This is a genomic window from Haloferula sp. BvORR071 (genome assembly GCF_000739615.1).
GTDB lineage: Bacteria > Verrucomicrobiota > Verrucomicrobiia > Verrucomicrobiales > Akkermansiaceae > Haloferula.
In genome coordinates, this window is sequence record NZ_BATP01000023.1 from 163,275 (window position 1) to 176,577 (window position 13,303).

The window sequence follows — 13,303 nt, forward strand, 5'->3', positions numbered from 1 at the left end:
AGGGAGTAGAGCGCCGCGCGCCAAGAGTCCAGAGCCCAGATGCAAGAGATTGAAAAAGAATGGGCCGCGAGAAGCCAGAAGAGGCCCATTTCCCGAGTTACCACTCGTGGCGGCGGCGCTCGTAGTCGAGATCCAGGCTCTTGAGCTGCTCCGGACCTCTGTAGACGGGGGGCTGATAGGAGTCCGAGGGAAGAGGTTTGGCACCCCGTGCCCGGCGTTCCTGCATCTGCTCCTCCTGAGCGCGGCGCCACTGTTCTTCACGTTTCCGCATGAATTCGAAGGCGGCCCGGCGAGCAGGTTCATCCAAGCGATTGAGCTCTGTCATCATTGCGACGACCTCGGGGTCCTTGTCGGAGTTGCGGTAGATCCCTCTCTCGAATTGATCCCGCTTCCACTCCGCGCCCAAGTCACCCGGCTTCTCGGTCAAAATCTTCCGCTGGAGATCCCGGTGATGGACCAGTTCGGCATTACCCGGGCACCGCTCTCTCGCAAGGACGATCCGGGTAAGCAGCTCTTTCCTCTCAGGTGAGTCTACCCATGGCAGCGGAGTGCCATCGTCGTAGGCCTTTACCGTTTCCATTTTCACTTCCACCTGCTTGAAGGTGGGCTCATCGAGTTGCAGCATCGGGAAGTACTTGGCCTCCCTCGCAGCGGGAAGATCCCATGGATCGACGGCATTGAGCCCGAGAATCAAGCTGACATGGACACCCGGCTCCACTTCCCCCATCGGGAATGCCATCGCTTGTCCGGATGCCAGCGTCGCTTGTTCCTCGACCTCCACCATCTCCTCCGCGGGATGGCCGGGGAATACATACGAAGGAGCGGGATGATGACCGGCGACGAAGGAATAGGCCGCATGGAGAGACAGCTCGAACGTGTCGCCCACGGGCCGGTAGCTGTGGCTCGCCATCCACCCGTTGAAGTGCTTGACCGGACAGTCCTCATCCCACGGTGCAACCAAGGCCCCATGGGAGGAGAAATAGTAATCGCTCAGGTTGGTCCACAGCGTCCGCTGGAGCGGGCCGATGCAGAGTGGCCCGGGCACCAGCGTGAGCTTCTGCGGGCTTCCCGCGGCCTGGGCGCGTGCAAGCTGTTCCTTGTAGCGCCGGATGTGATTCGCGAGCGAAGCGGCGTCGAAGAGTTGGCCATGCTCTGCAAAGGCTGTGGGTGAGACCACGACTCCCGCCGATACCACCATCGTCTTTTCCGGATGCAAGATCTGCTCGATTTCAGAGGGAGCATCAGTTGCGATTGGGGCTTCGATTGGAGAAACGGCAGCGACCGGTGGCATGAAGCCAAAGCGCGTGGCGAGCAGCAGCGCCAGCAGGCAGAAGCCCGAACTGAGGATCCTTTGCAGATTCGAAGCCTTCTTCAAGGGCCCGGCAGGAGCATCCAGCAGGCTGCCGATCCGCCGGCCCAGGCGCCGCTTCGATGCCGCTGCCATCGCAACCACACACACGTAGCGCTGGCCTGCCAGCGAGACCAGGAAGTGACCGTAGGCGGCGCGCTCCTCGGCTGTGGCTGCCGCAGCGCTGTCGCATACTTGCTCGCGTGCATTTGTCCACACGCGGTGAAGCAAGTGAACGATCGGATTCCACCAGAAGATCGTCCGGATGATCTGGGTGGCGAAGGCCCAGCGCGTGTCGTGTCCATCGCGGTGCGATATTTCGTGGCGGAGAGCCCAAGCCAGTTCCGTCTGCCGGGCGGGCTTGAGAAGGAAGCGTGGAATGATGATCCGCGGATGCCAGATCCCAGCCAGCGCCGGACCGACGTCTCCAGAGCCAAGGCGAAAGCCATCGCGCGGCCCGCACTCCGGACACGCAGCCAAGATCGCAGCCCACTCATCATCATCCGGCTGCTCCATCGAGCGATGCCATCTCGCAATCCGGAGCGCGCCGAACACCAACATGGCGAGTCCCACCAGCGCGCCGCTTCCCCATAGCATCAACAGCGTGCGTCCGGGATTGAATCGATCAATCACAGCGGTCGTATTCGGATCATCTCCGCCTACGGAAAGTTTCGGCCCTGGCCTGAGAACTTGGACACGAGGGGAATCCGTCAAGATATCGAGAAGTGTGTCGCCGGACTTGGGCCGATCAACCGCGGGCACCTTCTGACGATCCACCGACACGAAAGACTGAGGCCCCGGCATGAGAGTCAAGTCACGAGGAGCCGATGGGTCCTCGAGGAAAACAGCCGCCTCCTGAGCCGGAGCCGGGCCAGTGGAAGTCGGAGTCATCCCAGACGGCTTCGGCTTCATCGGCAGCACAATCCAAGACAACAAAGCCGTCGCCAGCAGGGACAGCAGCGAGAAGCCCGCCCGCCACCGCGCTTGGCGAATGCACAGGGTCACGAGGAAGCAGCACAGCGAAATGACTCCCGCCTGAAGAGCCACGCTGAGGAAGTAAGTCTCCAGCTTCACGGCTTCCCTCCTTTCCCGTGCTTCTCGATCATCTCGCGCAGCTCGCGGATTTCCTCGTCGCTGAGTCCACCCTCCTCCACCAGGCAGCGCACCAGCGAGAGGCCGGAGCCACCGAAGAGCCGCTGCGTTAGCTCCGACAGGATCTTGCCGCGGCCGCGCTTCTCCGGCACCGCGGCGCGGTAGAGCCGGGCGCGCTCGCTTTCATCCGCCTTCAGCCAGCCCTTCGCGTGCAGGCGGGTGAGCTGGGTCTGCAGGGTGTTGCGGCTGATCGGCTCGCTGCGATCGGCATTCACCAGATCCAGCAGCGCCGCGACCGAGACCGGCTGGCGTTGCCAGATCAGGTCCATCAGCGCCTGCTCGGCGGGAGAAAGGGGCGGCAGGGATTTCATGCTTGCGACATACATGACGACAGATGTCGTCAGTTGTCGAGGTGAATTTGACGACATCTGTCGTCATTGAGCACCCGTGCTTCCGTGACAGCACTGAAACTTTGTGGGCCCCCGGGCGTTTCCAAGAAAATGATCCGCTTCCTGCCACTCGCCATTGCCCTGCTGCTCCCGGCCATGGCCTGCCACGCCCAGCGCCTGCCGGAGGGGGACTACCCGCGCATCCACGATCCCTCAACGCTGGTCGAGGAGAAGGGCGATGCCTGGTGCCTTTCGACCGGCCAGGGCATCCAGCTCATGAAGCGCGAGCCCGACGGTCGCTGGAAGAAGATGGCCTCACTCTTCACTGAATTCCCGGCATGGCACAAGACGGAGGTCCCAGCGAACAAGGGCCACCTCTGGGCACCGGACATCATCCGCCGCAAGGACCGCTGGTTCGTTTACTACTCCGTCTCGAGCTTCGGCTCGAATGAATCCGCCATCGGCTTGGCAAGCAGCAAGGCGCTCGACCCAGCATCGAAGGACTACGGCTGGAAGGACGAGGGCATGGTGCTGCGCTCGCGCAAGGGCGACCGCTTCAATGCCATCGACCCCGCGGTGATCGCGGACGGCAAGAAGCTGTGGATGAGCTACGGCTCCTTCTGGGACGGCATCTTCCTGTTAGAGCTCGATCCGGAAAGCGGGCTGCGCAAGGACAAGGCCGAGCCCATCCGCCTCGCGATGTATCCCGAGATCGAGGCTCCCTTCATTCACAAGCACGGCGACTACTACTACCTCTTCGTGAACTGGGGCAAATGCTGTCGTGGCGTGGACAGCACCTACGAGATCCGCGTCGGCCGCAGCAAGGACATCACCGGCCCCTACAAGGACAAGGATGGTGCGGACATGAAGGCCGGCGGCGGCTCTGCCTTCCTCGCCAGCGATGGCCGTTTCATCGGTCCCGGTCATGCCTCAATCTTCGTGGCGAAGGGCAAGGAGATGCTCGTCCACCACTTCTACGACAAGGACCGTCGCGGCCGTTCCGACCTGCGAATGCTGCCGATGGAGTGGAAGGACGGCTGGCCGATGGTGGAGAAAGACGCCGGAGCGAAATAGCAGGAGCCCACCAGGGATCCTGCCCAGCGAGTGAACTGAGTATCGGAGTTTGCCCAAGCGAGTATGAGCGGCCGCACTGAAAACCCGGCAAGCTCAGGCCCAATTGGCAAACCTCCATGGACCTTCCGCCCCAAGCGCCCGCTGATCCGCCGCAGCCATCAGCCCCGCGACGGCCTCCGGTCCAACTTCCCCAGACGGTAAAGCAGTCTAGCCGAGGGCCTGCCGCGCAAAAGCAAGCGTTCGTCCAGCGCCCCCAGGTACCCACTCGGACAACCAGGGCATCCAAGAACACGCAGACCCAATTGCCGGCCCAGCGGGTCTCCCCGCCTGCTTCGGCAGACCAAGCGCAGCCCCAAGCCGCCCTCGCGCCCCCCGGCAAGCAGTCGATCTGGCGGAAGATCGGCGGCGGCTCGCTTTCCGTTTCGATCATCTTCCATGTCCTGCTGCTGGTGCTCGGCGCGTTCTGGATCCTACGCATCATTCCACAGCCGGAAAAGACGGTGGACTTCATGCCAAACGGCGGCGGCGGCGGATCCTCCGCAGCCCCGGCGACGAACGTGAAACGGCAGCAGGCACTGATGCCGAGGCCGAATCTCGCCAAGGTGGTCGCCGCGGGCGCGACCAGCGCCTTCACCATGCCGGAGATGGACCCCAGCAGTTCGATCGCCTCCATCGAATCCACGACCACCAGCGGGCTGTCATCCGGCGGGCTCGGCGGCAAGGGTGCCGGCGGAGGCCGCGGCGACGGACAAGGCAAGGGCTTCGGCAATGGCTTGGGTCCCGGCACCGCGGGCGGCGGCATGGGCAACCTGTTTGGCATGCCAGACGACCGGGAGCGGATGTCCGGCTACATCTACGATCTGACCCAGTTGAAGGACGGCAAGCCATCGCCCTACAAGGAGCTGTTCCGTGAGACCAACTGCGAATGGCAGGACCCGCTGGTATCCGAGCTCTTCAAAGGCAAGCTGCAGGACTCCACGCTGGAGAAATACTACCGCGGCCCGGAGAAGCTCGGTGTGCACCAGATCCTGATTCCTTGCAGCAAGGACATCACCGCGCCAAAGGCCTTCGGGGCGGAAGGCAAGATGAATGGCGGTGCTTGGGTGATCGTCTACCGTGGCAGGGTCTGCGCCCCGGAGTCCGGCGAGATCCGCTTCTGCGGCACGGCCGACAACTACCTCGGGGTGCGCTTCAACAACAAGAACGTGCTCTACTACGCCTCGGGCGCATTCTCCAAAATCCAGCTGTCCCCGACGGAAGCCATCCCAGGCCTGCGCATGCCGATCGCGAAGGGCGACTGGATGCGCGTGGACAAGGGCCGCTGGTACGACATGAACATCGTCATCGGCGATGCCGGCGGGGTGTTCTCCGCCGTGCTCTACTACGAGCGCAAGGGTGACGCCCAGAAAACCAAGGTCCTCTTCCGCACGCAGAACATCCCCTGGGATGAGGTGCTGGCGTTGGATGGCAAGTTCTACTCAGCCTACCTCGATCTGCCGAAGGACCTCGATCCCAACAGTCCGGTCTGGCAGTGCAAGCCGGCAGTCTCCTCCGCCTTCTGAGCGGCGCCCCCCTTAGAAGCGCCAGCCCAAGCCCAGTGTGAAGCCCAGCGCATCGATCCCCGGATTCGGGTCGGTCATGCCGCCGTTCGAGTGATGGATGAAGTACGCCCCGCCTAGTAAGGAGAGGTCTGGCGCGATCTCCCGGCGCAGGCCGAGCTGGGAAAACCAGTTCAGCGTGAAATCCTGCCCCAGCCCTTGCGCCCCGCCCGACGAATCCGTCCAGCCGAAGCCACCGCCGAGCGAAAAGAAAATCGAGGTCTTCTCATCCGGAAACCAGTACTCGATCGAAGGCGCTCCATTGATCCCGAAGTAGTAGTCTTCCGGGCCCGCCGTGATCGCCTCCGCCAGCAGCGAGAAGCGGCTCCGCACGATCAGCCGCGAGCCATCGTCACCCGCGAACCAATTCAGCACCGTGGGGCTGCGGAAGGTGAGCTGCGTCGGCACGATCTCATAATCGATCTCCGTGTTGTTGCCGATGTTCCAGAGATAGCCGGACTCGACCGTCATTTCCCACAGGTCCGCCGGGTGGCCGCCTTTCGGCGCCGGAGTATCGGTGAATGAACCGGCGAAACCGAGCGAGGCGGAACAAAGCAACAAGGCAAAGGTCGTTTTCATGGGAGAGAATCTATCAGATCAGGGCAGGTCGTCATCATCACCCGGCACCGGCGGGATGAAGTCCTCGCGCTGGAGCAAGCGCTTCAGGTCCAGATCATCCAGCAGATCCCCCGGCGTCCGCACCACCGTGGTGGCATAGGGCGTGATCCGGTCCATCTCCGCCACCGTGCAGTGCACCATGGAGGACACGATGTCTGCGTCGTAGCGCTCCCTGTCGAAGAGATTGGTAATACGGAAGACCAGCCGCTGGCGGTCCAGATCATACTCGAAGCCGCCGAGGTTCAGCGTCTTGTTCGCCCGCGCCAGCAGTTCCAGTATATAGGGCTGGTGCTCCTCATCCACCGGCAGCGGCATCTCGCCCATGATCGCCAGCGCGTTCATCGGCGGGTAGGCCTGCACGATCATCTCGATCCGCGTGTGGTGTGCGGAGAAGACGGCGCGCAGCACGTCCTTCCCTTCCACCAACTCGCAATGCCAGCCTTGCTGCCCGAAGGCTTCTTCAACGGTGAGGATCTGTCGGGATGGCGGGCGCATGGCAGTGATTCAGGAAGCAGGAAAGCGGCCGCGGATCGCGGCTGCGAGGAGTTCGCGGCGGTCCTTCGCGAGGGGCAAGAGCGAAAGATGAATCCCCGAATTCTTTTCCACATTGAAATGCAGGGTCAGCCGCTCCTCGTCCACCTCCGCCCCGGCAATTTGCGCCCACGGAATCACCTGCATATTCGCCGCCGGCCGGAAGAGCGGGAAAATCTCCACCCCGATCGGGCTCAGCAGGATGTAGGCATGCCGCGCGCAGTGCCAGGCCATCCGCATCAGCCCGAAGGAAAGCGCCAGCGGCAGCAGCCCCCACGCCGGGTGCGGCAGCACCGGATGATCCGCCCGGTAGGGCGCGAGAAGGAAAAACACCAGCGCCGCCATGAAGCACACCGCTGCCAGGATCATGAAGGGCAAGGCCTGCCCCGCGCGGGTAAAGCGCAGTTCCTTATGCGGCTCGGCGACGGGCATGGCGGCCATGTTCAGCGGTGGATCCGTCCATGGAAAGCGGGATTTGCGACGCCCCTGCCCTACCTTTGGACTTGCAGAACGGGATATTGCGGGTTTCCTCAGCATCGTGCGCGCATGGCTCACATGGCTGATGGTCTTCGGCGTATACGCCGGAATCTTCGGTCGTGTACTCGCGGTGGACCACGTCCACGCCGAGCCTCAGGGCAATGAATGCTGCGGCGGCCACCACCACGATGGCGGTGGCTCGGACAAGAGTCAGGACAAGGACCAGCACGGTCCCGATTGCCCTCCCGGCCCGCACGACCACCATACCCATGCCTGCTGCCACCCGGCACCGCTGGCGGGTATGGACATCCAGCTCCCGGGCCTCCTGTCGCCCGATGGATCGCGGCTGGATCTGACTTGGCACCGGTCACAGATACCGGACGAGCCGGTCTTTGCCTTGGATAAGCCCCCTCTGATCTGAGCGTCGCCCATTCGATGCTCCGGCCGGCTCCTTGTACGCCCGCCGTCTATCCGTTAGGCCTGCCCTGAATCGAGCGCCTGCGGATTCGTTCCAAGGTTTGTTTTCCAAGTGATTCATCCGTCCCGTGTCCAGTGGACGGCACTTTTTATCCTTCATGCATTCTCTGTTTACCCGTGCTGCGGCGGCATCATTCTGCCTGCTCGCGGCCGCTCCCCCCCTCAAGGCGGAGCCCGGCGTCGTCGTCTCGCTCGCCAGTATCGGCGACCGGATCCGCGCCCAGAATCCGGACCTCGCCGCCGCGCGGCTGAGGATCCGGGAAGCCCTCGGCCGCAAGCTCCAGTCCGGCCGTCTTGCCAACCCCAACCTCGAGGTCGACATCAGCCACGACCAGCGCTTCCGCGAGCGCTCGATGGAGATCGGCTTCTCGCAGAAGTTCCCGGTCACCAACCGGCTGCGCCTCGAAAAGGAAGTCTCCGCCACCGAGGTGAAGGTCGCCGAAGCCGAAGTCCGCGAGGTCGAGCGCCAACTCATCGCCCAAGCCCGCGAAGGCGTCGTCAACGTCCTCTCCGTCCGCAAACGCCGGGAGCTGCTCAAGGAACAGTCCGCATTGTCGAAGGACTTCGCCGACTTCCTCTCCGCCGCCGCCGCCAAGGGCGAGGGCTCACCCCTCGATGCCGGCCAGGCCAAGCTCGAAGCCGCCAGCCAGACCCTCGAAATCCGCACCCTCGATGCCGAGGAGACCGCCGCCGTCGGCACCCTCAAGCCGCTCTTAGGCATCCGCCCCGATGAGCCACTGCACGTCGGCGGCACCCTGCCGGATGCCGTAGTTCCCGGGACCGCCGTCGATCCCTCGAAGCGCCCGGACTTCCAAGCCGCGGTGTTAGGCGCAAAGGCCGCCGGCCAGGGCGTCGCCGTCGAGCAATCGAAGCGCTATGAGGACATGGAAGCCGGCGTCTTCTTCGGTGCGGAGAAAACGGAGGACGCTCCCAATGGCTTCGACAAGGAAGGCATCCTCGGCCTGAAGCTCACCATTCCCCTGCCCCTCTGGAACAAGAACGAGGGCGCGATCGAGGAGGCCAAGGCCAAGCAGGAGCGGATGGAGAAGGAAGCCAGCGCACTGGCCCGCGGCATCCGCCTCGAAGCCGAGGCCGCCAAGGCCGAGATGGAACAATGGTCGAAGCTCCTCGCCGAGACCGGAGACACCTTGCTGCCCCTCGCCGAGGAGCAGTCCAAGGCCGCGGAGGACGCCTACCGCAAGGGCCAGGGCGAAATCCAGACCGTGTTCCGCACGCGCGAGAAGCGCGTCCAACTGCTGGCCGCGCGCGTCGATGCGCTGCGCCAGTTCCACCTCGCCCGCGTGCGCTACGAAAGCGCCCTGGCCAAGCCCTGAGACCACTCCTGTTAGAACATGAAGTATTTCCCATTTGTCTGTGCGGTCCTGTTCGCGAGCAGCCTGCTCGCCACCGCAAACGAGGACGCCAACACGGTCGTCCTCGATGAAACCGGCGTGAAGAACCTCCGCATCGAGACCGTCGTCGCGGAGGAATCCGACTTCGAGGAGTCGGTCTTCGCCCTTGGTCGCATCGAATCCCTGCCGAACAAAGCCGCCGCGGTCAGCAGCCGCATTCCCGGCCGCATCGTCGATCTCACCGTTTCTCCCGGCGACAAGATCAGCGCCGGCCAAACGGTCGCGAAGGTCGAAAGCCGCCAGCCCGGCGATCCACCGCCAACCATTGAACTGAAGGCCCCGATCAGTGGCCTGGTCATGAGCTCCGACGCCCGCCTCGGCGATCCCGTCGAGCCGGACAAGGCCCTGTTAGAGATCATTGATCTCGGCGAAGTCCAAGCCATCGCCCAAGTCCCCGAGCACCAGGCGGCCAAGCTCAAGCCCGGCACCAAGGCCCACATCAAGGTGAGCGCCCTGCCCGAAGGCAACTTCGAGGGCGAGCTCCTGCGCTTCGGCAACTCTGCCGATCGCGAGAGCGGCACCATCGATGCGATCTTCAAGCTCGCGAACACCACCGGTGCCATGCGCCCGGGAATGCGCGCCGAGTTCTCGATCGTCGTCTCCAAGCGCGAGAACGTCATCAGCGTGCCGCGCGCCGCACTACAGGGCGATGCGATCAACCGCTTCGTCTACGTGAAGCACTTCGACCTGCCGAACGCTTTCATCAAGACCCCGGTCCAGATCGGCCAGATGAATGACCGCATGGTGGAAATCACCAGCGGGCTGCTTCCCGCAGACGATGTGGTCACGCGCGGCGCTTACTCGCTGTCCTTCGCGGGCGGCGGCAGCGTCTCGCTCAAGGAAGCGCTCGATGCCGCCCACGGCCACGAGCACAACGCCGACGGCTCCGAACTGACCGCAGAGCAGAAGAAGGCCAAGGACGCCGCCAAGGGTGACGGTGGCCATGACCACGAGCACGGGGAGGAAGAACACGGCAGCGGCAACGCCACCTTGTGGAAGATCATCAGCGGCGTCCTGGCGCTGATGCTGGTGGTCTCCGCCTTCGTGAACCGCAAGGGCAACCCGAACCGGGAGGAAGCCGTCTAGAGATGCTGAACAAGCTGATCCACTGGTCCCTTGCCAACCGAGCCATCGTCGTCGGGATCTCGATCCTGCTGCTGGTGCTAGGCTTCCAGACCGTGAAGGAACTGCCGGTCGAGGTGCTGCCTGACCTCACCAAGCCCACGGTGGTAATCCTCACCGAGTCCCCCGGACTCGCGCCGGAGGAAGTCGAAACCCGCGTCACCCAGCCGATCGAAAGCGCCCTCATGGGCGTCGGCGGTCTCACCCGGGTGCGATCGAATACCGATGTCGCGCTGTCCTTGGTCTTCGCCGAGTTCTCCTGGGGCACGGACATCTACCGGGCCCGCACCTTGGTGCAGGAGCGCCTGCAAAGCGTCTCCGAGCAGTTGCCCGCAGGCACGCAGCCCTTCATGACACCGGTCGCTTCCCTGATGGGTGAAATCCTGTTAGTCGGCGTCCGCTCAACCCTGAAGGAAGGCGATCCCGGCTACCTGCCTCCGCGCGAGATCCGCTCGCTTGCCGATTGGACCATCCGGCGCCGCCTGCAAAGCGTGCAGGGCATCGCCGAGATCCTGAACATGGGTGGCGGCGTGAAGCGCATGGAGATCCAGCCGGATCCCTACCGCATGCAGGCCGCCGGCGTCTCGCTGGAGGAATTGCGCCAGGCCGCGGCAGAAGCGGCCAGCACCACCACCGGCGGCTTCATCGATTCCGGCTCCACCGAGATCATGGTCCGCAACCTGGCCATGACCGTGCAGGTCGAGGACATCGCCGGCACCGTGATCAAGAAGGTCCAGGATCGACCGATCTCCATCGCCGATGTGGCCAAGGTCGAGTGGGGCACCGAGCCGATGCGCGGCGATGCCTCGCTCAACGGCACCCCCGGCGTGATCATGTCGATCACCAAGGCACCGGGCTTCGACACCGTGAAGCTCACCGGTGAGATCACCAAGGCCCTCGATGAACTCAAGGCCACGCTGCCTCAGGGCGTCGAGACCGTGGTGCTCTTCCAGCAGAAGGACTTCATCGATCACGCCATCGACAACCTCATCGAGGCAATCCGCGAGGGCGCGATCATGGTGATGATCGTGATCTTCCTCTTCCTGCTGAACTTCCGCACCACTTTCATCACCCTGATGGCGATGCCCCTGAGCTTCGCGATCACGCTGATCACCTTCAAGTGGCTGCACATCTCCGTGAATTCGATGACCCTCGGCGGCCTCGCCGTGGCCATCGGCATGGTGGTGGACGATGCGATCGTGGACGTGGAGAACGTCTACCGCCGCCTCTTGGAGAATGCCGCACTGGAGAAGCCGCACCCGAAGATCCAGGTGATCGCACGCGCCTCGGGCGAAGTCCGGAACTCGATCCTCTACGCCACACTGTTGATCATCCTGGTGTTCCTGCCGCTGCTCGGCCTGAGCGGGGTAGAGGGCAAGCTCTTCGCGCCGATCGCGATTGCGACCATCATCTCGATGATCGCCTCCTTCATCGTCTCGCTGGCGGCCATTCCGGTGCTCTGCTCCTTCCTGCTGAATCCAAAGCACGGCAAGGAACACAAGGACGGCATGCTCACCCGCGGCATGAAGTGGCTGCTGGAGCACACCCTGCTCCGTTTCGGCCTGAACCAGCCCTTCCTCTTGTTAGGCGGGGTGCTGGCACTGGTCGTCGTTTCCTTCAGTCTCTATCCGCAGATGGGCAAGGACTTCCTTCCCGCCTTCAAGGAAGAGACCGCACTGGTCTCCACCACCTCGGCGCCGGGCACTTCGCTCGCAGAGATGAACCGCATCTGCGATGCCGTGGAGCAGCAACTCCTCAGCATTCCCGAGGTCCAGAAAGTCGGTCGGCGCCTCGGACGCGCCGAGCGCGGCGACCACGTGGTACCGGTGTCAACCGCCGAGTTCGACGTCGATTTCCGCAAGGAAGGCGGCGGACGCAGCCGCAAGGATGTGCTCGCTGACATCCGCGCCAAGATCAAGACCGTACCCGGCACCTTCAGCGTGCTCACCGGCCCGCTCGCGGACCGCATCGGCCACATGCTCAGCGGTGTCTCGGCACCGGTGGCGGTGAAGATCTTTGGGCCGGACCTCGACAAGCTGCGCGAGATCGGCACCCAGGTGCAGGCGGTCGCAAAGACCATCCCCGGCTTCGAGGATGCCAAGCTCGACCAGCAGTCCTCGATTCCCCAGATCCGGATCGAGGCGGACCGCGATCGCGCCCGCGCCTATGGCATCGCCCCGGGCCACTTGAATGAGCAGGTCTCCACCCTGGTCGGCGGCGAGGAAGTCGCCGAACTCCGTGAAGGCCAGCGCAGCGTCGGCCTCGTCGTGCGCCTGCCCGGCGACTGGCGGGATTCGCCGGACAAGCTCGCCGAGCTGCCGGTGGAAACCGGCAGCGGCCAACGCGTGCCGCTCTCGCTGGTGGCCGATGTCCGTGAGGCCAAGGGGCCGAACAACATCAGCCGCGAGAACAACCAGCGCCGCTTCGCCGTGGCGATCAAGCCGACCGCGCGCGACGTGGGCGCACTGGTGACCAAGCTGCAGGCCGAGGTCGCTGAGAAGATCAAGCTGCCGGAAGGCTACTTCGTCAGCTACGAGGGCGAGTTCCAGGCACAGAAGGAAGCCTCGCAGCGGATCATGATCCTCAGCGGCGTGGTCTTCCTGATCATCGCCTTCCTGCTCTACGGCTACTTCCGCACTCCCTTCTTCGCCATCCAGGTGCTCTGCGATATCCCGCTGGCCCTCGTCGGCGGGCTGATCTTCACCTGGATCATGCTGAACAACATCAGCATTGCCACTCTGGTCGGCTTCATCGCGGTGGCGGGCGTGGCGGCACGGAATAGCATCATGCTGATCTCCCACTACCTGCACCTCATGCAGCACGAGGGAGCCGCCTTCAGCAAGGCGATGGTCATCCGCGGCACCAAAGAGCGACTCGTTCCCGTGCTGATGACCGCGCTCTCCGCCGGCATCGGCCTGATCCCGCTGGTGCTCGCTGCCGATCAACCGGGCAAGGAGATCCTCCACCCCGTGGCAGTGGTCATCACCGGCGGCCTGATCACCAGCACCCTGCTCGGCCTGGGGGTGACTCCGGCCGTCTTCTACGCCTTCGGCCGCAAGGCCGCTGCCAAGTCCATCGAACTCGAAGCACCCGCTTCGCATTGAATGAACGAATGAATGAAAGTCACGGACTCACGTCCCAATCTCAACTGAATCGAACGAACAA

The 13,303-nt window shown here is 63.7% G+C and carries 11 protein-coding genes; 6 read left to right on the forward strand and 5 right to left on the reverse strand.

The features are described 5' to 3' along the window. Positions 1-97: 97 nt before the first annotated feature. Together BV071_RS12605 and BV071_RS12610 are read right to left on the reverse strand one after the other, a co-directional pair. Positions 98-2,422, reverse strand: coding sequence for a M56 family metallopeptidase (locus BV071_RS12605; RefSeq protein ID WP_035607323.1), 2,325 nt, complete (start codon positions 2,420-2,422; stop codon positions 98-100). After that, positions 2,419-2,811 (reverse strand): BlaI/MecI/CopY family transcriptional regulator, encoded by a 393-nt coding sequence (locus BV071_RS12610; RefSeq protein WP_265594374.1) that lies wholly within the window; start codon positions 2,809-2,811, stop codon positions 2,419-2,421. Before BV071_RS12610 ends, BV071_RS12605 begins: the two co-directional genes overlap by 4 nt. A gap of 129 nt (positions 2,812-2,940) precedes the next feature. Here BV071_RS12610 and BV071_RS12615 point away from each other — a divergent pair, with 129 nt between their 5' ends. Together BV071_RS12615 and BV071_RS12620 are read left to right on the forward strand one after the other, a co-directional pair. After that, the gene (locus BV071_RS12615; protein ID WP_052573267.1) at positions 2,941-3,903 is read left to right on the forward strand and encodes an arabinan endo-1,5-alpha-L-arabinosidase; all 963 of its coding nucleotides are present in this window, start codon (positions 2,941-2,943) and stop codon (positions 3,901-3,903) included. A gap of 302 nt (positions 3,904-4,205) precedes the next feature. Continuing rightward, positions 4,206-5,465: a hypothetical protein gene (locus BV071_RS12620; protein ID WP_035607334.1), complete on the forward strand. Its 1,260-nt coding sequence runs from the start codon at positions 4,206-4,208 to the stop codon at positions 5,463-5,465. Positions 5,466-5,477: 12 nt separating this feature from the next. Here BV071_RS12620 and BV071_RS12625 read toward each other — a convergent pair whose 3' ends face one another. Genes BV071_RS12625 through BV071_RS12635 form a run of 3 tightly spaced genes read right to left on the reverse strand, consistent with a single transcriptional unit; the run spans position 5,478 to position 7,091 of the window. Beyond that, positions 5,478-6,080, reverse strand: a complete 603-nt coding sequence (locus tag BV071_RS12625) for an acyloxyacyl hydrolase (RefSeq protein WP_035607337.1) — start codon at positions 6,078-6,080, stop codon at positions 5,478-5,480. A gap of 18 nt (positions 6,081-6,098) precedes the next feature. Then, positions 6,099-6,614 (reverse strand): YbjN domain-containing protein, encoded by a 516-nt coding sequence (locus tag BV071_RS12630; RefSeq protein WP_035607340.1) that lies wholly within the window; start codon positions 6,612-6,614, stop codon positions 6,099-6,101. 9 nt (positions 6,615-6,623) lie between these two features. After that, on the reverse strand, positions 6,624-7,091 hold the full coding sequence (locus BV071_RS12635; protein WP_035607343.1) for a hypothetical protein: 468 nt from the start codon (positions 7,089-7,091) through the stop codon (positions 6,624-6,626). Between the two features lie 97 nt (positions 7,092-7,188). Here BV071_RS12635 and BV071_RS12640 point away from each other — a divergent pair, with 97 nt between their 5' ends. The 4 genes from BV071_RS12640 to BV071_RS12655 all read left to right on the forward strand — a co-directional run bounded on the left by BV071_RS12640 (position 7,189) and on the right by BV071_RS12655 (position 13,242). Next, a complete protein-coding gene (locus tag BV071_RS12640) occupies positions 7,189-7,548 on the forward strand; it encodes a hypothetical protein (protein WP_265594375.1) in 360 nt (119 codons plus the stop codon). 154 nt (positions 7,549-7,702) lie between these two features. Then, positions 7,703-8,938, forward strand: coding sequence for a TolC family protein (locus BV071_RS12645; protein WP_035607347.1), 1,236 nt, complete (start codon positions 7,703-7,705; stop codon positions 8,936-8,938). Between the two features lie 18 nt (positions 8,939-8,956). After that, a complete protein-coding gene (locus tag BV071_RS12650; RefSeq protein ID WP_035607349.1) occupies positions 8,957-10,102 on the forward strand; it encodes an efflux RND transporter periplasmic adaptor subunit in 1,146 nt (381 codons plus the stop codon). Positions 10,103-10,104: 2 nt separating this feature from the next. Beyond that, positions 10,105-13,242 carry a CusA/CzcA family heavy metal efflux RND transporter gene (locus BV071_RS12655; protein ID WP_035607352.1) on the forward strand — a complete coding sequence of 1,046 codons (3,138 nt, stop codon included), beginning with the start codon at positions 10,105-10,107 and terminating at the stop codon, positions 13,240-13,242. Positions 13,243-13,303: the final 61 nt, after the last annotated feature.

Excerpts from the sequence above, each read along its gene's own strand:
- BV071_RS12610 (WP_265594374.1), bottom strand. The coding sequence starts at position 2,811 with ATGAAATCCCTGCCGCCCCTTTCTCCCGCCGAGCAGGCGCTGATGGAC.
- BV071_RS12615 (WP_052573267.1), top strand. The coding sequence starts at position 2,941 with ATGATCCGCTTCCTGCCACTCGCCATTGCCCTGCTGCTCCCGGCCATG.
- BV071_RS12625 (WP_035607337.1), bottom strand. The coding sequence starts at position 6,080 with ATGAAAACGACCTTTGCCTTGTTGCTTTGTTCCGCCTCGCTCGGTTTC.
- BV071_RS12630 (WP_035607340.1), bottom strand. The coding sequence starts at position 6,614 with ATGCGCCCGCCATCCCGACAGATCCTCACCGTTGAAGAAGCCTTCGGG.
- BV071_RS12635 (WP_035607343.1), bottom strand. The coding sequence starts at position 7,091 with ATGGCCGCCATGCCCGTCGCCGAGCCGCATAAGGAACTGCGCTTTACC.
- BV071_RS12645 (WP_035607347.1), top strand. The coding sequence starts at position 7,703 with ATGCATTCTCTGTTTACCCGTGCTGCGGCGGCATCATTCTGCCTGCTC.
- BV071_RS12650 (WP_035607349.1), top strand. The coding sequence starts at position 8,957 with ATGAAGTATTTCCCATTTGTCTGTGCGGTCCTGTTCGCGAGCAGCCTG.
- BV071_RS12655 (WP_035607352.1), top strand. The coding sequence starts at position 10,105 with ATGCTGAACAAGCTGATCCACTGGTCCCTTGCCAACCGAGCCATCGTC.